Source organism: Spirosoma aerolatum, from assembly GCF_002056795.1.
GTDB lineage: Bacteria > Bacteroidota > Bacteroidia > Cytophagales > Spirosomataceae > Spirosoma > Spirosoma aerolatum.
On the sequence record NZ_CP020104.1, the window covers coordinates 2,544,294 to 2,563,233 of the forward strand.

Below are 18,940 nucleotides of genomic sequence, written 5' to 3' on the forward strand. Positions count from 1 at the left end.
CTTACCCTTCTTCGTTTAAGCTACCTGGTGTGATTCGGCTGGGATTCGAACCCAGGACCCATACATTAAAAGTGTATTGCTCTACCAGCTGAGCTACCGAATCAGTTGAACAGATTTCGCTTTTGAGAGCGCCTTTGTTCCTAATCGCGGTGCAAAATTATGGCCTTATTTCGTTCATTGCAAGCTATTCGTCTTAAAATAAGCCTATTTTTTTGTTTGCTGTCAGTTACTGCGCTGGCACAGACGGCCTTAACGGATTCTCTTCATCGAGCAGATTCGCTGTTTGCCAGGGGAAATTATGCGCATGCTGCCTATTTATTTGAGATGGCGTTGGCCGAAGGGCATACCGCCACTGACCCAATATTGTTAAAACTTGCCAGCATTTATGAACAGCAAAATGACATTCCCCGATTGCTGTATTATCTGGATGTTTATTTTGATCGACACCCGGACGATGCTGTTCTGCGCCGAATGAATGAAATTGCCCGAGCCAATAATCTCAGCGGCTATGAGACCGATGACCTGAATTATTTCTACCTGTTTTATCGAAAATACGGAATTTATTTTCTCCTCTTTTTGCTGATTCCGGCAGGCTATGTCTTTAGTGTTCTTATCCTGAAGGTGATCCGCAAAGAAGAGATCCCAACCCGCCAGAAGTGGATTGTCTTTCTGTATCTGTTCCTGTTACTCATCTTTACCAATTTGCCTGAAGGGGTTCAGTCGGGTATTACCAGCCATGATCGGGTGCTGCTTCGCACCGACCCTTCTGCGGCCGCACCCGTAGTGGAGGTGATTGGTCGTGGACACAAGCTCAATATCCTGGGCAAAAAAGATATCTACCTGCGTATCCTCTGGCATAATGAACTCTACTTCATCCGACGTGACAACGTTTGGATCATATAATGAATGAAAGAGTGAAGAATGGTTTGCGTCAGCATTTCGCTCTTTCGCTCATTCACTCATTCACTCATTTCTTAAGTGGCGAATCTTTTTCTTTGGCCAGCGTGTTGTAGACGAGTTTGTCGGCGAGGTTGGGAAGCCACTTATTGATGAATACGGTCAGCTTCCCCTGGGTGGTTAGAATAAGTTCACGCTTACGGGATTTCACGGCTTTTAGAATATGATCAGCGCATTCTTCGGCGCTCATCATATTGCTTTCGTCGCGCATGGTTTCACCTTTGGCATTACCCTGGGCATCCAGAGCGGAGTAACGAATATTTGAGGCTGTAAATCCAGGGCAGGCCGTCAATACGTGAACGCCCGTATGCAATAGTTCGGTGCGAACAGCTTCCAGAAACCCGTTCATCGCAAACTTGGAGGCCGAATAGCCTGACCGTACAGGAAGTCCACGATACCCGGCTATTGAGGAGATACCGACGATGGAGCCTTTGGATTCGATAAGGTAGGGCAGGGCGTATCGAGTAGCGTAGACGGTTCCCATGAAGTTGATGTCCATCACTTTCTGAATAACCGACGGGTCGGTATCAATCAGCATGGAACGCATGGAAATCCCCGCGTTATTGATCAGAACATCCAAGCGGCCGTATTGAGCGATAGTCTGTTCGATGAGCCGTTTGACATCGGCTTCCACACTGACATCAGCTGTTATGGAAAGTACATCAATATCGGCCTGCTTGAGTTCACTGGTTACGGCCTGTAGGGCGTCGGCTTTGCGTCCGCAGATGACTATATGGGCTCCTTCCTGCCCAAACGCGAAAGAGAGCGCCCGACCGATACCCGACGAAGCACCGGTAATCAATACAACTTTGTTTTTCATAGAGGCAGCAAAGATAGAGCAATTCGTCGATAGTCGGCAGGGATGAATTGAATCGACTTATTGGCAGCCAACTGAGCTTAGCGAAGCAGGGTAATAGTTCCTTTTAGGGTTCGTTGGGTGGTAAGAAGTAAGTAGTAATAGGTGCCGGTAGGGGAGTTCGTGCCGTACCATCGGAATTTAGGGTCGGTCGATGAAAATATGGTAGCGCCCCAGCGGTTAGTGATGTCAATACGTCTGAACTGTTCACTACAGGAGTTTTCGGGTAGGTCTTTAACGGCAAAATAGTCGTTAATTCCGTCACCATTGGGGGTAAATACATTCGGCACTTTGATGTCGGCTGCGAATGTCGGGTTGGTAACATGGAAGGTGACGGTCGTAGTAGCGGTATGATTGGGCTGGCAGGATCGATCATCGACCACAAAATCCACCACAAACGTTGCTTCGGCCTTTCCTGCCATCAGTTCGCAGGTGGGTTTCCAGTCAAAAGCCGACTGAAGCGTAGGTAAACCTGACTTATTTGTGAAGTTCATACCGATCTCTTTCACGTTGAAACCACGCCCTACACCGCTGAGTTGAAGCGTATCCCGATCGGGGTCGTTACCCAACACATCGAAAGCCGTGTGGCCTGTCGAATCGTTTGGACTTACAGTGAGTTCAACCACGGGCTGGGGGAGTGTGGTCTGGATACTGGGAGGCTGACTGGGTTTGCCTACTGCCGACAAATTGACCGAAACCGTATCGCGCAGGTTCTGATTACAGCGGGTGTCGGTCACAATGAAATCGACTATGTAGTTGGATTGGGTTGCCTGCGTACAGGTTGGTTTCCAGGTAAAGAGCTGGGAGACCTTTCCTACTCCCGAAGCTGAGCCGAACGTCATGCCTGCCTGAGTCAGCGCAAATCCCCGACCAACGGCCTGAATGGTAATATTGTCGTTGTCAATATCATTGCCGAAAGCTGTGAATGTCAGCGAGGTTCCTACATTGATTTTGGCCAGATTGTTCAGCAGGTTGGTACTGGCTGTAGGCTTATGGTTTAGGGATGGAGTTATTGATAGCTGGATGCTGATGGTATCGCTAAGCCCTTGCGGACAACCATCGTCGGTAGCTCGAATCATGAGCGTAACAGGTTTGCCATCGGCACCAACGCATCGACCAAAGCAGAATTTCGCCTGGAGCGTATCCTTGCTGCTCCGGGTAAATAAATCACCGGGGGCAATGGTCAGGCCAGGCAGTGACCCACTCATATTGATAATGGTAATGTGCTGGTTCGGGTCAATGTCGGTAACATACAGACTTAAACAGTTCGTATCCTTTTCGGCAATGTTGAGTACGGTTCCTTCTTTATAAAAGGTTTTCTGACCGTCGGGCCTGAAAAGGAGTTGGGGAGCGTTGTTGCGGGGACAGTCGATCACCAGCACCTGAAAATCACGCCGAACTACCCCGATCCGTTTACCCGCCCGAAATTCGGCTACTTCGACTGAAAATACGAATAAGCCTGCCCGGTCGGGCGTGACGCTCAGTAAACCGGTACGGGCATTGACGCGAAGGGGCACCGAACCCGGAATTTCATTCGCAACAGAGATGCCAGTATTCCATTGAATAGTCGGATACGGGCCTGAGTAAAAGACGGGTTGATCAAAGGGATTGCTGGGATTACTGGGAATGGGCACTGCTGCCGTGCTGAATCCATTGTAAGGGGTAACCAGCGTATAGCTCAGACTATCACCATCGGTATCTTTGGCGCTGAAATCAAGTGTGAAGGGTTGCCCAATACAGGCATAATCGCCTTTAGGAATTGTAAAATTTGGTGACGAGTTTTTGGTCGATAAAGCTGGGAATTCCAGGTAAAAGGTCGAGCCTGCCCCGCCGGGATTGACAATATTATTGATGACTCCATTTCGGCAACAACGATCCCAGGAAATGTAATAGCCGCCCGGATCGTTGAAGATATTGGGGTCGAACGTTACGTCGTTACTGTATTTGATCAATAACGTACTCAGGCTGGAAGTCGCACAGGCCGGTCTGGTATATACAACGGGCTGCTCACTGACGTAGAAAAGGGCAATATCGCCCATAAGCTGGTTGGTCCGCTTGGAAAAAACTCCAACACGTATGTAGCTATCGCGGGCTCCTTGACTGCCATTAACCAGGTCGAAATACAGATTCAGGTTGACCCGATGGGTATAAGCCGACTGAGTGCCCATATACCTTAGTTCAAGTTCTCCTCCGACGATGTGCGTTGCCGAGCTAAAATGGCTGATAACCAGTAGTAAAGAGGTTAGCAGAAAAGGTAGTTTTACCAGACGGTACAAGTTGAGCATAGGGTAGAAATTGTTCGGAATGGAGAGCGTCCGAAAATGGATGCTTAAATTAGCGACTTTTTAGGACTTATGCGTAGAAGGATTCATAAAACACCCGAACGGTTGGCAAGCGTCCGAATCGATGCGGTGGCTGCCGAAGGGAAGTGTATTGTACGTACCGATGAGGGCGTAATTTTCGTGGATAATCCAACGGGCGGCCCTGGTGTGGCTCCGGGTGATCTGGTCGATCTGCGCATTACAAATCGAAAAAAACAGTATCGTGAAGCGGTAGCCGAACACATTCATGAATGGTCGCCGGTACGTGCCGAGCCGTTTTGTGAGCATTTTGGTACCTGTGGCGGCTGCAAGTGGCAGCATATTCAATACAGCGAGCAACTGGGCTTTAAACACCAGCAGGTGGTCGATCATCTGACTCGCATCGGGAAAGTAACCCTGCCCGAAATACGGCCTATCCTGCCTGCTCATCCCACTCAATACTACCGAAACAAACTGGAGTTCACCTGTGCTGAAGGGCGTTGGCTGACCACGCGTGAGGTCAATACTGATCAATTGATTGATCAGCGTGCAGTGGGCTTTCATGTTCCGGGTCGGTTCGATAAAGTGCTTCCGATTCATCATTGTTACCTGCAGCCTGATCCGTCCAATGCGATTCGGCAGGCAGTGAATGACTACGTTTTTGCACATGGCCTGACGTTGTATAACCTGAAAGCTCATACGGGTTTTCTGCGAACATTGATCATCCGTACTGCTGCCACTACGCAGCAGGTCATGGTAACGTTGCAGGTCGCTCAGGATAATCCTGAGATACTCAATGAGTTACTCACTTATCTTCAGACAACGTTTCCTCAGATTACGTCGTTGAATTATATCCTGAACACGAAGAAAAACGACAGCTATCAGGATCAGGAGGTCATCAACTGGGCGGGCAAACCCTACATTGAGGAGCAAATGGATGAAGCCGACGGACCACCGTTGACGTTTCGGATTGGTCCCAAATCGTTTTACCAGACCAACGCCCAGCAAGCGCATAATTTGTATAAGATCACGCGTGAATGGGCGGGTCTTACCGGGCGCGAGCGTGTGTATGATCTCTATACCGGAACAGGCACCATTGCCTTGTTTGTAGCCCGTCGGGCGAAGCAGGTTGTTGGGGTGGAATATGTCGAGGCTTCGGTAGCCGATGCGCGGATTAACGCCCAGGTCAATGGTATTACCAACACTACATTTGTTGCTGGCGACATGCGGGATATTCTGACAGATGGCTTTTTCGATCAGCATGGTCGGCCGGAAGTAGTTATCACTGATCCCCCTCGTGCGGGTATGGATGAGGCCGTGACGCGGCAATTGCTGAAAGCGTCCCCCGAACGGATTGTGTATGTAAGCTGTAACACCGCTACGCAGGCCCGCGACTTGGGTATTCTGGACGAGGGATACCGTGTGGCCAATGTGCAGCCCGTGGATATGTTTCCGCATACACACCACGTCGAAAATATAGCGCTTTTGGTGAAGCGGTAAACGAATGTATAATGCACAATGAATAATGTAATTACTCAAACGAAAATAGTTTAGAGTATGCTACAAGAACGTTTCTGTCATCCCGAGGAACGAGGGATCTTCGGAGATTCTCTTTTATCTAGTCTCCGAAGATCCCTCGTTCCTCGGGATGACAGGAATAACCTAATGTATTTGCACTAATCTACTTAAGCAATCACACAAAATTTCATTCAATTTAATCCTGCGAGATTGCTTACAATGCAAAGCCTGGCTATTCCTCATTATTCATTACGTTAAAATTCCAGATAGGGTGCTAATTTTTCGATGGTTTTGGCGTCCAGAACGCGAATGGGTTTTAACGATTCGGCAGACGTATAGGCACCGTGCTGTTCGCGGTAGTTGACAATAATCTGAGCTTGGCGACGGGATAAAAACGGGTGACGGTCCAATTCGTCGGCAGTAGCTGTATTGATGGGAATCTTACGGACGCCCGACTGGATTTTACCGAATTTCTGCAACTCCTCTAGCGCCAGCGAGTCGAGCCCGTAAATGTCACGGTATTGTTCGGTTGAAACGAACCCGCCGAGTGCATCCCGAAATTTGATAATACGACCAGCTAGTGTGCCACCAATGCCTTTCAGGGCTATCAACTGCGAGGTATCAGCCATGTTAATATCAAAAGGTTGCAGTACGGGTTTGACAGGCCGTTCGGTGGGTGCAGATCGGTTTGACAAAGCGGGACGCTCAGTAGACGTGGGTGTTTCTGCAGAATAGGGCTTAGAGCCAAACGGCTGATTGGGAGGAGCTTCTTTCAGGGTAATATATGGCTCAAGTTGATCGTAAAGCTCCGGCGGAAAGTCGTAAATACGCAGCAAATCTTCTTTCTTTCGAAACTGCCCACCTTTGCTCCGAAATTTCTCGATTCGTTCGGCCAGCCAGCGGGGCAAACCGAGCTGCTGCCACTGAGCAACGGTCGCTGAATTTGGATCGAAGGGAAATAGTTTGGGTTCACTGAAGTATTCACTAGTGGTTTTTCTTTTTCGGAACGACTGCCGTACCGGGGTTGCTTCGCTTCTTCCGCCTGCATGATTGCCACCAGACTGTCCAGCTTTCGTTGATCGGCTGGTGATGAATCTATAGGCTTCCGATCCGCAAAAAAACGATATGCGAATGGAATCAGGAGAAGCAGGGCAGATAGGATAAGCAGAACAAGAAACCCTCGGGCTTCTTTATGTGATAGGCCAAAATAGTCGCGGATAAGTGCTTGAAAACGGTTCAGCATGAATACAATTTGTTGCGGTGGTATGTAACTGCCGCAAACTAAATCGTATTGTTATACTGCACAACTTTTGGTAGTTTTTAGTTGACTAAACGCTTGTTATGTCTAGAATCGTGGGCTTGCCATCTACGATATATATACACACAGAGCCATGCCGCCAGTACGCCAATACCAGCGCCTGTCAATACATCCAGCGGGTAATGAGCAGCCACATAAATCCGGCTGTACGACACAACGATAGCCCAAACATAGCCTAAAATTAGCCAGGGATAGCGTTTTCCAAACAATAGCCAGAGACAGGTGGCCAGTGCGAACGTATTAGCGGCATGGGATGACGCAAAGCCATAGGGACCTCCGCATTCCATAACGGGGTGAATCAGTTTCTGGAGCGTAACGACATGGCAGGGTCGTAACCGATGCGTAAGCGGTTTCAGGACCGACGAAGCCGTCTGGTCACTAATTGCAACGGCGGCAATGAGCGTAAATAATAAGCCAATGGCCTGTTTTCGGTAGCGGTAAATGAGCCAGCCAATCAGGAGGGCATACAGTGGAAACCAGCTATTTCGCTCCGTTACCCAAATCATGATCGGATCGAGCCAGGAAGTATAATGGCCGTTGAGCCACAGAAAAAGATCGGTATCGAGTTGATTAAGCGTTTGGAGCACTGTCAATGGCCACTTTGTGGTAAATATCCTGCATCGGAATGGTGAAATCGCCAAGTTGGATAGCCATATCAAGGGAATCATAATCCTCGTTAAGCCAGTGACGACTATCCTGTTGTTTGGTATACACCGACACGAAATGTACTGCCTGATCGATGTAGACAATATGCTGCACCGATTCGAGCTGCTTATAACAACGTAACTTGGTCGATAAATCCTGGCGGTAGGTTGAATCGGAATGTACTTCGACCAGCAGATAGGGGTTGGTGATGCCTGCTTCCTGCCCTTCCCGAAGAATAAGCTGACTTTCGCCTTTCATGACCAGAACATCGGGTTTTACAGCCAATTCACAGGCTGAAACAAAAACCAGTTTATTGCTACCCATCACCCGTATATCGGGCTTTTCGTAATAAATTGTTCGTAATACGCTGATAATGTTGGCTACAATCGTTTCGTGTCTGTCACTGGCCATGCCGATTCGTGCTCTGATCTGTCCGTTAATGTATTCGATCTCATAATCAAGAGGAAACGATTCGTCGCGCAACTCATCCAGCAAGGCCCAATACTCATCCAGTGTGGCCGAAATGAAAACTTCTGGCTCCTGTTTGAGTCGCTCGGTAATTTGCGTTACAAGTGAGGCCGTGGCAACCATATGCGTAGTTTTTAATAAAAATACGATTTTAGGTTTGTAGTTTACAGTAGGCTCATGCAAAATTCGTTGATGCGTTAGCCTACTGTAAACAGGGGCAACGATAGGCTATAGCACCAAAAATTGCTTCAAATAATTCCGGGCGGTCAGGATGGCGGTTTTGACATCTTCGGGACTGCCTTCAAAGGCTTTGTCTTCGACTTCAATACAGACTGGGCCCCGGTAGCGAACGTCGGTGAGTGCGGCAAAGAAATGACGCCAGCGTACATCGCCCAGACCCGGTAATTTAGGTGAATGATATTCGAGTGGATTGGCCATGATACCCACCCGATTCAACTTGTCGGGATACAGCTTCACATCTTTCAGGTGAATGTGGTGCAACCGATCTTTATAGTCGTAGATTGGTCGTATCTCGTCCATCATTTGCCAGATCAGGTGGCTGGGGTCGTAATTCAGCCCCAGCGCGCGCGAAGGAATAATCTCGAACATACGATCCCAGATGGCAGGTGTTGTTGCCAAATTCTTACCACCCGGCCATTCGTCGTCTGTGAACCACATGGGACAGTTTTCAATGCCGATTTTAACGTTACAGGCTTCGGCCTCTTTCACAATGGCAGGCCAGTGGTCAGCATAGAGTTTCAGGTTTTCGGTGATGCTCAGCGAAGGGTTTCGACCAATGAATGTATTTACGACTGGGATGCCTAGTTTGGCAGCCGCCCGGATTATTTTTTTAATATGTTCCCGGTAATATTCAGCCTGTTCGGGGTTTGGGTCAAGTGGATTTGGATAATAACCTAGTCCCGAAATCGAAACCTTATAGAGCCGTGTCAACGCCCGAATCTGGTCAATATCCAGGTTGTCGACATCAATGTGCGTTACCCCGGCATATCGGCGTGTATCGGCATTGCTAGTAGGCCAGCACATCACCTCAACGCAGGAAAACTGATGTTCCGACGCAAATTTTAATACACTATTCAGATCATAATCGGCCATAATAGCCGAAACAAAACCAAGATGAAGCATAGACGGGTTTACAGATTATAGGGAGTAAAGCGGGGAAGCCCGCAAGTATGAACGCGAGTAGCGGATGGAAACCCGCTTTACTAATAGCCTTTTGATTCACTTATTGGCCCTACTGGAGTATCGGCCGAAACGGCACCAAAACGACGGTAGGCTTCTTCCATAATGGCTGCTGTGGCCGAAGCACCCAGCCGGGAAACCCCCATCTCTTTGACTTTCAACAGCCCATCGAGCGTACGAACACCACCAGCTGCTTTGACGCGTACATCGGGCCCAACATGGTCGAGCATGAGTTGCAGATCGTGTTCGGTAGCCCCTTCGTAACTGTACTTACCATCGGCACCCTTCACAAAACCGTATCCGGTTGATGTTTTAACAAATTCAGCGCCGACTTCTGTACAGATTTCGCAGAGCTTGATTTTGTACGAGTCGTCGGGAAGGTAATCGTTCTCAAAAATGACTTTCAGAATAGCGCCATGTGCCTGACAGGCTTTATGAACAACCCAGATTTCGTCGCTTACATACTGCCAGTCCTTGCCCAGCACTTTACCGATATTGACGACCATGTCGATCTCCACAGCCCCATCCTGGCAGGCCTGTTCGGTTTCGGCTACTTTAATGCTGGTAGCACTATTGCCATGTGGAAAGCCGATGACTGTACCCACCAGCACATCAGAACCAGCGAGTAATTCGGCCGCCATGCGTACGGCATAAGGTTTGATGCAAACTGAAGCAACATCGTAGTTGAGTGCCAGTTCGCAGCCCTCGCGGAGTTCGGCATCGGTCAGGGTAGGGTGGAGGAGCGAGTGGTCAATCATTTTAGCCAGCTCGCGGATTAGGGTAGGGTTCATAGCCGTATCGGAAAATGGTCGGCTAAGTTACGGGATTGGCTGGAAAAGTAATGGGAAAACGAGCGATTGAACAGGCGGTTTCTGATACGAATAGCGAGTGTTTTACTAGCAGTTGCCGCTGCGACACGGAAATAGTAAATCTTAAAGAGTATGGCTTTGGTTATATTTTGTCAAATCAAGCCTTCTTAACAAGTCAGATTATACAGCAGTATCTTTAGTTTACGCATTTAGACCATGACCGAATATCAAACACCTAAAGACCGGGCTTATACCGATACACTTATCAAGTCAGCTCCCAAAGAAGCTGCGGCATTCCTGAACCTTAAACATACCGCTGAACGTAAAGATGGTGTTATACCAATTAAGTATCGTGAACTGATGTCCGTGGCCGTAGCCCTCACCACACAATGCGCTTACTGCATTGAATCCCATATTAATAACGCGGTACAGGCAGGTGCTACTCGGGAAGAAATTGCTGAAACCGTTTTTATTGCGGCTGCCCTGCGTGCTGGTGGTGCTGTGGGTACTGGTTTGATGGCTATGCGTATTTTTGAAGAGGCCAGCACACCAACCGATTAGAAATCAGTGCTTCTAATGACTAGCTTATTATATTGGCAGTGGCTGTAATTTAATGGCATGAAAGCTCTCTACTTAGACAACCGATGCTGGCTCACAAAGTGGCTACTAATTATAGCGCTGCTATGTAGTCTTTTGGCTTGTTTAGGGGGGGATATTACTAGTCATGACGGCCTGCCAATAAGTGCTAAAAGGGAGCTGGCACTGGTTACTAAGCCAACAGTTAAGCAGGCCCCGCCAGTCCGAGCAAGCCAAGGCTCAGGCACATTTTACACCCCGATTAGAGCCAGTCAATTTACGGCTTTAATGGTATGTAACGCCTTGGTTAGTATTCAATTAAAGCTAGTCCGCTTTACTGGTTTCAACATTAAGCGCTTTGCTTGTTTGCTTCCAATTAAGACAATTCCTGCCAGTGACGGAGAGCCTTTTCTGGCTCACTTAGAGGCTGATACCTCTTATCAAAGCCCTGCTGTGGCTTCTCATTTTCCTTTTCTTCTCACTACTACTGGCAGGTAGTATCAACTTATTAGTACATGTTCGTGAAACGGATTAAAAAGCTATTCCGGCTTATTGGCCTGGTATGTCTTATCGTGATAGCTCTATGTGGTATAGGTATTAATGGAGCAGGTCCAATAGGATCACAAAGCCGAGAACGTTATCTTGACAACGGAATTAAAACGGAGTTCGTCCAGACCAGAGATGAGGAAGGCGATTCATTGAAAGAGGCTGAAGCTAAATCCTAGATAGAGCGGCATACCGCTAAATAGAAATAGAGCAAGAGTGCCTTGGTGATCAATAAGCGGGTATCTTGCACTATCTCCAACCTAAACGATGATCTGGCCTATTTTACTCCTGTCTATTTTATGCCATACCCCCGAAGATTCTCATATAGCAGGGCTAGGTCGGTATGGAATTGGAGTGACTACGCTCGACTCAATAAACCGAAGTAGCTTTACTGAGGTCGAACCGGTACTGGTTAAGGGAACGCTGGCTCTGACCTGCGATCAGGTACGTTTATTTACGGCTCAGTCGGTGGATATAAACGGATTGTCGGTCAAAAACCTGTCGCTGGTGTTTTATGATGGCAGACTGTTCCAGATTTCCTGTGATGTTGATGATGAGTTACAGAAGATGTTTCGCCTAAACTACCGTCAAGGGATTCATGCATCAGCGAAACGCCTGAATCTGTGCGGCACACAAACTAATAAACTCCTGACAATAGAGGGAGAAAGCTGGCAGGATGGCGATGTACGGGCGCGGCTCATCCAGGCCAGGGGATATGATAGCAACTGTCAGACCATCGCTTCCCTGCGACTGGTCATTAGCGATCAACGCGTTTCGGCACTCTGTTCAGCTTGCGATCTATCGGCTATAAATCCGTTTCTGGAAGCGTTCGATCAGGTAATTGCTGGCCACAGATGATTACTATAAAATCATTATTCCGCCTGTTTCCCGCGAGCCATAATCGAGGGAGCGACACTTTCGGAGCGGAGACGGGCAATTCGAATGCCCGACAGACCCCGGTGCCAGAGTACATAATCGCTCAAAGGATAGGGCGTAATAACCACTGCACCCTGCTCAGATGAAGCATGCATCAGGTATAATTGCCCGTTGGGTTGCCGAACCGCAATGCCTACATGTTTCATATCCAGACCGGGTCGGGCTGCCATCAGCATCACGATGTCACCTTCATGTATAGAAGCCTCGGCTTGCTTAATGGCTTTTTTGGGGATGAAGGAGAAGGTTTGCTGACTGATAGCCGCTTCCGTTTGGGCTACTTGCTTAAGAATAGCGGGGTCTGTTAAACGAGGGTACTTATACGTTGCGTTGGTCATATACGAAACGGGTTTCGCAACGGACATACTGCCCGGAAGTTCACGAGTGACATCGGTTACCAGGCCTTTACGTTCATTATCACGAAGCCAGTCGGAGAAGTAGTGTAGTCGGCTGGCGTAGCCATCAATTCGCCCATCCCGGTATCGAAGTTTGGTCAGATAGGTTCGGAAAGTCTGTTCAAAAGCAGTCTGATTCGGTTTAGCGCTTACATCCTGCCACGCCAGGGAGAGGGCCAGCACGGTTTCCAGATAGGTTGTACAATCGAATTCGCGCAGGTTTACCACCAACTGTTCGGTGGGATTGGTGTCGAGCGTATGCGGTACATACGGACAACCAATAAACTGCCTGCCAATCGACAGGATCGTTTCAGGTGTTGTTTTTCCACCAACGATGGTCAGCGATTGCTGATTCGACGAGAGTGTAATTTCCTGAGCCTGTGTGCTAAATGGTATAAGTAAGAAAAAGAATGCTGTAAACAGTTTCATCATGGTGGTCTGGGTCGGTTGCTCTGTCTTGACGAAGCAAACCCTAAAAAGTACCTAAAAGTTACGATTTTATTTCCAGTACGCGCACACTCCGTGGTGGAAGTCGTACCGGCACACCCGCCGAACCGACAACTTCGAGTTCGGTGTCGGTCAGAAAAATATCCACAAACCGATACGTATTCATAGCGGTCAAGCCCATTGTGCCAAAAGCCGCCTGAGGAATCCGAATCGTTGTGTCATAGGTATTATATGCCGAGAAGTTGCAGACAATCAGTAGTTTCTGTCGGTCGGTGTAGCGCAGGTAGCTGTAAATCTGGTGGGCATCGTATCCTGGGCTTTGCCCATTGTCGTTCACGTATTGAAGATCATAGAAATAGCCATTTTGAATGGCGTCGGAACCCATGACCAGGTAATTCAACTGCTGATAAAACGCCCGCAAATTTCGCTGATCGTCGGTAAGTCGTCCGCCATCGTAGTTACCACCGTTGAGCCAACCCTGCCAACGCGGCATGCCCCAATAATCGAAAATCGTGGTCCGGCCATCATCCCCGCTAAACCCTTCGGAACCTTCGGCCTTTACACCCACCTCCTGGCCAAAATAGATAAGTACCGGCCCCGTGTGCATGGTAGCCGTTAGCGTCATAGCCGGAACGGCCGCCCAGGGATCGTTGGCAAAAAAACGGGAGGCTATACGCTGCTCGTCATGGGTTTCCAGAAACCGAAGCATATGCTGGGCAAAATCGCCGGATTCCTGCTGCCATACCCGTGTAAGGTCATAACAGGAACCATGCCCTTCCATGAGCCGACGGACCGAATCGTAAAGCCCCACTTTATCGTAGAGATAATCGAACCCACCTACGAAAATAAACGGCCTATAGAGACCCGGATCGTAAATCTCGGCGATGAAGATCATGTGTGGGTAGCGTCGTTTTACCCGGCTGATGGCCCACTGCCAGAACTCTACAGGCACCAGATGCGCCATATCGCACCGGAAACCATCTACACCCTTCGCCGACCAGAACAGCAGAATGTCAAGCATCTGGTGCCAGGTAGCTGGAATGGGGTCGACGTGGCGGCTACCATCAAAAACGTTGATGCCATAGTTGAGTTTGACGGTTTCGTACCAGTCGTTTATGTCGGGGCTGGCCGTTATTGAACCGCTTCCCGTTACTTTGGCCGGAAACTCCTGAAGGGTAGTCGTAGCTCCTTCAGGGGCTTTGAACGGCTGACCGGGCAAATAATAGAAATTATTGCTGGGCGAGAAGCCGACCGTCGTATCGTCGTTCTGTCCCAGATCGACCACCCCCGCAGGTTTGGCATCCGATTGGTATTGCCGCGCAACATGATTGGGTACGAAATCGATGATGGCTTTCAGATTATGGGCGTGCGTCCGTTGAATGAGCGCGTCGAACTCAGCCATTCGGTCGGGAACACTGACGGCCAGGTCAGGATCGACATCGTAGTAGTCTTTAACCGCATACGGTGAACCCGCCCGCCCTTTTACTACGACTGGATCATCGGGCCGGATGCCATAGGCTGAATAGTCGGTCTGGGTAGCGTGTTCGATAACACCCGTAAACCAGATATGCGTCGCACCAAATTGCTTGATGGCCTGAAGGGCCGTATTATTGATGTCGTTGAATTTTCCTACCCCGTTTTCCTGTAGCGTTCCATTCCAGTGGTTGGTTGTATTCTGATTGCCAAACAGGCGGGTGAAAATCTGGTAAATGATCAGTTTGTCCATTACGGGAACAGCAGATGCGGTGTACATACGGTCGGAATAAGTCAGGTGGTGCAACCACTCAAGTTTACTACTACAAAACTAGGCTCTTTTTTGGCTAAAATATTGGGCTAATTTTACGTTCTTGTTGCATTATTCTCATTGCTACCTATGATATCTATGAAACGAAGCACGTTTACGGGCCTTCTAGTTCTCCTGACTCTATGCCAAACGGCGTTAGCGCAGAATGCCCTTATCCAGCGCGTTAATCCGACCAACTGGTGGGTCGGAATGAAAAACCCATCCCTGCAATTGCTGATTTACGGCCCTAATGCCGGAACGCTGGCCTACTCGCTGAACTATCCAGGCGTAAAGTTGGTGAAAACGCATACGGTCGAAAATCCAAACTACGCCTTTCTGGATTTGACCATTGGACCTACCGCTAAACCGGGTACAATGAAGCTAATTGGCAAACGGGGAAGCCAGACATTAACCCAGCCGTTTGAGTTAAAAGCACGTGACAACAGCCCGAAAGGACAGGGCGTTTCGGCCGCTGATTTTATTTACCTGGCTATGCCCGACCGCTTTGCCAATGGTGACGAGAGCAACGATAAATTTGCCGATATGGCCGACCCGAACGCTGACCGTTCCAACCCGTTCTATCGGCACGGGGGCGATTTGGCCGGGGCCGCTCAACGGCTCGATTATCTGAAAGATCTGGGGGTTACAGCCATCTGGTTTACGCCCGTTCTGGAAAATAACCAGCCCCTAACTAACGAAGGAGGAGCGATGCGATCGGCCTATCACGGTTATGGCTTTACTGATCATTATACCGTCGATAAACGGCTTGGCGGCAACGAAGCCTATAAATCTTTTGTGAAAAAAGCCCACGCTATGGGCCTCAAAGTGGTACAGGATGCAGTCTATAACCACGCCGGTATCAATCACTGGCTGCTGAAAGATATGCCCAGCAAAGACTGGCTGCACCAGTGGCCCACCTATACCAATACGTCCTACAAATACCAGCCGATTACCGACCCACACGGAGCCGAACGCGACCGGAAGGTTACGCTCGATGGCTGGTTTGTACCGTTCCTGCCCGATCTGAATCAAAGCAATCCACTCGTGGCTAATTTCCTGATTCAACACGCCATCTGGACGGTCGAAAATTTTGGTGTCGATGCGTGGCGGGTCGATACGTATATGTACAACGACCAGCCCTTCATGAATCGATGCAACCAGGCGCTTATGGATCAGTATCCGAAGATTCACATTTTCGGCGAATCGTGGGTGAATAACGTGGTCGACCAGGCGTACTATACGCGTAATAAAATTGACTTTCCGTTTAAATCGAATCAGCCAGGGGGGCTCGATTTCGTGCTGTACTCCTCGATGCTCGATGCGCTGAAGCAGAACTTTAGCTGGGACGATGGCGTAAATCGATTCTATCAGGCGCTGGCGCAGGATGCCGTTTATGTGGATCCGAACAAGCTGGTAACCTTTCTGGATAACCACGATACCGACCGCTATCTATCGGTCATTGGTGATGATTTCGACAAGTATAAAATTGGCCTGACCTGGTTGCTGACAACGCGGGGAATTCCGTCGATGTATTACGGAACCGAAATCTTGATGAAGAATTTCAAAGATCCGTCGGATGCCGAAGTACGTCGCGATTTTCCCGGCGGCTTTCCGGGCGACAAGCAAAACAAGTTTGAGGCCGCTGGCCGTACGGACCGCGAAAACGAAGCGTTTCAATTCGTGCGTAAACTGGCTACCTACCGACGCGATAATCCAGTAATGCATACAGGAAAACTCATGCAATTTTTGCCTCAGGATGGTACGTATGTGTATTTTCGCTACGATGGTAGCAAGACCGTGATGGTAGCTACCAATACTAATGAAAAAGAAATAACCCTCGACGCGGCTCGGTTTGCTGAGCGAATGAACGGTTTTACAAAAGCCCGCAATGTGCTGACCGATCAAACCTTAACCGGTCTGAACATGCTGAAACTGCCCGCCAAATCAGCACTGGTACTGGAATTGGTGAAGTAATTTGCTTCTTTATGGACTGATTATAAGTCAATTGTTCGAAACTTTCGACGGTACAGGAAGTTGAGCAACCTGTAACATAGTTTTGACCTATGAACTCGTCAAACGCATCCGATCATATACCAACTGAGCGACTACAGTCGGCTGAGGCTGTGCAGTTGGCACTGGCTGCCTATGATGCTTCGCTGAATGGCATTATATCGATGCAGGCCATTCGAAATCGGAAGGGAGAAGTTGTCGATTTTTTGATGCTGACAGCCAATCGGGCTGTGGAGCGTATTTTGCAGATGTCGCCCGAAAAGATCGTTGGCACGCGAATGCTGGAAACGTTTCCGGGCAATGTTCAGTCGGGGATGTTTGCGCTGTATGAACGCGTGGTTGAAACGGGGCAAGCCGAGCAAATCGTTGAACATTACACGGATGTGTATGGTTTGCAGGGCTGGTTCGAAGTATCCGCCGTGCGGTCTGAGTTGGATCAACTGGTTATCACGTTTATCAATATAACCGATAGCAAGCAGGCCGAACTGAAAATAAAGCAGCAGGCCGATTTGTTACAGGCTGTGCTCGATCATACCCAGGCGGCCATTTCACTGCACGAAGCCATTCGCGACGAAACCGGGAGAATTATTGATTTCCATACGATTCTGGCCAATCAGCAGGCCATTCGGATGTGGGGCGATCTGGCCGAGCCTATCCTGACAAAACGGTTTTTTGAGGTGGCTACGCCCGAACAGCAACAGATCGATTTTGCCAAATACGTGCATGTTGTTGAAACGGGCGACCCCGACCTGAGCGAATTCAGTATTGGCGATCAGTGGTGGTTACGGCTGACCACCCGCTCGGGTGATGGAGTCGTGATTTCAAACGTCGATATTACAGAAAATCATCGCAATCGACTCCAGGTTGAAGCGACTAACCTGGAATTAAAACGTTCGAACGAAAACCTCCAAACATTCGCGTACATTGCCAGTCATGATTTGCAGGAACCATTACGAAAAATTCAGTCGTTCGGCGATATTCTTCGTAGCCAGTATGCTAGTCAGCTCGATCAGGAAGGCATTGATATTGTTGAACGGATGCAGGTTGCAGCCGAACGGATGTCATTGCTGATTCGGGATTTGCTGGATTATTCCCGAATCAGCACTCACCGCGAAACGTTCCGATCGTTTTCGTTAGGCAGGCTTATTGAGGATATTATCGAAGACCTATGGCATCCCATTGAACAGACCAAGGCAACCATTCAGTTAGGAGCCCATGAGGAGTTGCCTGACATTGTAGGTGACCGATTGCAACTTCGTCAGTTATTTCAAAACCTGCTTTCCAATGCCCTTAAATTTTGCCGAAAAGATGCCAATGGTATACTCATAGCGCCGGTTGTGCAGATTACGGCTCAAAAAATGCCGGGTTCAGCATTGCCCTCAATCAGTACGACAGTCTTGTCGGCTAAACGCGCTTACTGGGCTATTGCTATTGCCGATAATGGCATCGGTTTTGACTCGAAATATGCCGATCAGATTTTTCAGGTTTTTCAGCGGCTGCATACCCGGCATGAGTTCACCGGCACTGGGATTGGACTGGCTATTGTCAAAAAAGTGATTGAACAGCACGATGGGGCTATTGACGTGCAGAGTCAGATTGGCGAAGGAACAACGTTTACGGTTTACCTGCCGGTTTAGCTTTTTGGCAGGATTTGCCGGATGAACAGGATTGAAATGAATGATAAAATCCTGCCGGAAGCAATTCCAACGGTTTGATTCTGTTTGGAGTCCTATCGGAAACCGCCAAGCCTATGAAATCACTTTTCCTTCTTTTATCCGTAATCCTGTTCGTTTCTGGCTGCCAGAAAGACAGCGTTAGTTCTGCCGATGATGGTACGTTGCCTGGCCAGTTTCGACTGGAAATTGATCCGATTCGCTGTGCAATGCCCACTACCCAACGGCTGTTGGTCGATCAGACAGGTTCGTCCACTTACCGCTTTACTTACGACCGTTTTGGTGTGGGGACCTATCAACTTGCCGGGGTAAAGGCCGTAAAAAGTAGTTCGACAGCCTACGAATTATCCGTTGATGGACAGTCCATTGGGCAGTATGCCGTTGACGAAATTAGCACACTACGTGGACCCCGGAAAGGATGGGTACTGATGGTGCGCCACCGTTTGGGCGAGACCGATGGCCTGGAATTTATGGGGATGAAAGAGTAAGCGCCGGAGCGGTCATTT

16 protein-coding genes and 1 tRNA gene are annotated in these 18,940 nt (G+C 48.8%); 7 read left to right on the forward strand and 10 right to left on the reverse strand.

Annotated features, from left to right (window positions below; translation table 11 throughout):
• Nucleotides 1–30 precede the first annotated feature (30 nt).
• Nucleotides 31–103: transfer RNA gene (locus B5M13_RS10180), tRNA-Lys, on the reverse strand.
• Nucleotides 104–159: 56 nt separating this feature from the next.
• On the opposite strand from B5M13_RS10180, the gene B5M13_RS10185 reads away from it, so the two are divergent.
• On the forward strand, nt 160–903 hold the full coding sequence (locus B5M13_RS10185; protein ID WP_080055574.1) for a tetratricopeptide repeat protein: 744 nt from the start codon (nt 160–162) through the stop codon (nt 901–903).
• 64 nt (nt 904–967) lie between these two features.
• Here B5M13_RS10185 and B5M13_RS10190 read toward each other — a convergent pair whose 3' ends face one another.
• Nucleotides 968–1,777 (reverse strand): SDR family oxidoreductase, encoded by an 810-nt coding sequence (locus B5M13_RS10190; RefSeq protein ID WP_080055575.1) that lies wholly within the window; start codon nt 1,775–1,777, stop codon nt 968–970.
• A 77-nt stretch (nt 1,778–1,854) separates the two neighbouring features.
• Nucleotides 1,855–4,098: a T9SS type B sorting domain-containing protein gene (locus B5M13_RS10195; RefSeq protein WP_080055576.1), complete on the reverse strand. Its 2,244-nt coding sequence runs from the start codon at nt 4,096–4,098 to the stop codon at nt 1,855–1,857.
• A gap of 69 nt (nt 4,099–4,167) precedes the next feature.
• Between B5M13_RS10195 and rlmD the strand changes: the two genes are divergently transcribed.
• Nucleotides 4,168–5,613: a 23S rRNA (uracil(1939)-C(5))-methyltransferase RlmD gene (gene rlmD / locus B5M13_RS10200; RefSeq protein WP_080055577.1), complete on the forward strand. Its 1,446-nt coding sequence runs from the start codon at nt 4,168–4,170 to the stop codon at nt 5,611–5,613.
• 272 nt (nt 5,614–5,885) lie between these two features.
• Here rlmD and B5M13_RS10205 read toward each other — a convergent pair whose 3' ends face one another.
• From B5M13_RS10205 to deoC, 5 genes are all read right to left on the reverse strand, one after another.
• A complete protein-coding gene (locus tag B5M13_RS10205) occupies nt 5,886–6,539 on the reverse strand; it encodes a ComEA family DNA-binding protein (protein WP_245859918.1) in 654 nt (217 codons plus the stop codon).
• A gap of 412 nt (nt 6,540–6,951) precedes the next feature.
• The gene (locus B5M13_RS10210) at nt 6,952–7,536 is read right to left on the reverse strand and encodes a phosphatase PAP2 family protein (RefSeq protein ID WP_080055578.1); all 585 of its coding nucleotides are present in this window, start codon (nt 7,534–7,536) and stop codon (nt 6,952–6,954) included.
• Nucleotides 7,520–8,185 (reverse strand): Uma2 family endonuclease, encoded by a 666-nt coding sequence (locus tag B5M13_RS10215; protein ID WP_080055579.1) that lies wholly within the window; start codon nt 8,183–8,185, stop codon nt 7,520–7,522. The genes B5M13_RS10210 and B5M13_RS10215 overlap by 17 nt, the downstream gene beginning before the upstream one ends.
• Before the next feature lie 105 nt (nt 8,186–8,290).
• Complete coding sequence (locus B5M13_RS10220; protein WP_080055580.1) at nt 8,291–9,205, reverse strand: sugar phosphate isomerase/epimerase family protein; 915 nt, start codon at nt 9,203–9,205, stop codon at nt 8,291–8,293.
• An 80-nt stretch (nt 9,206–9,285) separates the two neighbouring features.
• The gene (deoC, locus tag B5M13_RS10225; RefSeq protein WP_080055581.1) at nt 9,286–10,053 is read right to left on the reverse strand and encodes a deoxyribose-phosphate aldolase; all 768 of its coding nucleotides are present in this window, start codon (nt 10,051–10,053) and stop codon (nt 9,286–9,288) included.
• A 234-nt stretch (nt 10,054–10,287) separates the two neighbouring features.
• On the opposite strand from deoC, the gene B5M13_RS10230 reads away from it, so the two are divergent.
• Complete coding sequence (locus B5M13_RS10230) at nt 10,288–10,632, forward strand: carboxymuconolactone decarboxylase family protein (protein ID WP_080055582.1); 345 nt, start codon at nt 10,288–10,290, stop codon at nt 10,630–10,632.
• A gap of 828 nt (nt 10,633–11,460) precedes the next feature.
• Nucleotides 11,461–12,051 (forward strand): hypothetical protein, encoded by a 591-nt coding sequence (locus tag B5M13_RS10245; RefSeq protein WP_080055585.1) that lies wholly within the window; start codon nt 11,461–11,463, stop codon nt 12,049–12,051.
• A gap of 14 nt (nt 12,052–12,065) precedes the next feature.
• On the opposite strand, the gene B5M13_RS10250 is transcribed toward B5M13_RS10245, so the two are convergent.
• A complete protein-coding gene (locus B5M13_RS10250) occupies nt 12,066–12,953 on the reverse strand; it encodes an N-acetylmuramoyl-L-alanine amidase-like domain-containing protein (protein ID WP_080055586.1) in 888 nt (295 codons plus the stop codon).
• A 58-nt stretch (nt 12,954–13,011) separates the two neighbouring features.
• On the reverse strand, nt 13,012–14,721 hold the full coding sequence (locus B5M13_RS10255) for an alpha-amylase family glycosyl hydrolase (RefSeq protein ID WP_170061114.1): 1,710 nt from the start codon (nt 14,719–14,721) through the stop codon (nt 13,012–13,014).
• 129 nt (nt 14,722–14,850) lie between these two features.
• On the opposite strand from B5M13_RS10255, the gene B5M13_RS10260 reads away from it, so the two are divergent.
• From B5M13_RS10260 to B5M13_RS10270, 3 genes are all read left to right on the forward strand, one after another.
• On the forward strand, nt 14,851–16,725 hold the full coding sequence (locus B5M13_RS10260) for a glycoside hydrolase family 13 protein (protein ID WP_080055587.1): 1,875 nt from the start codon (nt 14,851–14,853) through the stop codon (nt 16,723–16,725).
• 89 nt (nt 16,726–16,814) lie between these two features.
• On the forward strand, nt 16,815–18,398 hold the full coding sequence (locus tag B5M13_RS10265; protein ID WP_080055588.1) for a sensor histidine kinase: 1,584 nt from the start codon (nt 16,815–16,817) through the stop codon (nt 18,396–18,398).
• Between the two features lie 113 nt (nt 18,399–18,511).
• Nucleotides 18,512–18,922: a hypothetical protein gene (locus tag B5M13_RS10270; RefSeq protein WP_080055589.1), complete on the forward strand. Its 411-nt coding sequence runs from the start codon at nt 18,512–18,514 to the stop codon at nt 18,920–18,922.
• The last annotated feature ends 18 nt before the right edge of the window (nt 18,923–18,940 follow it).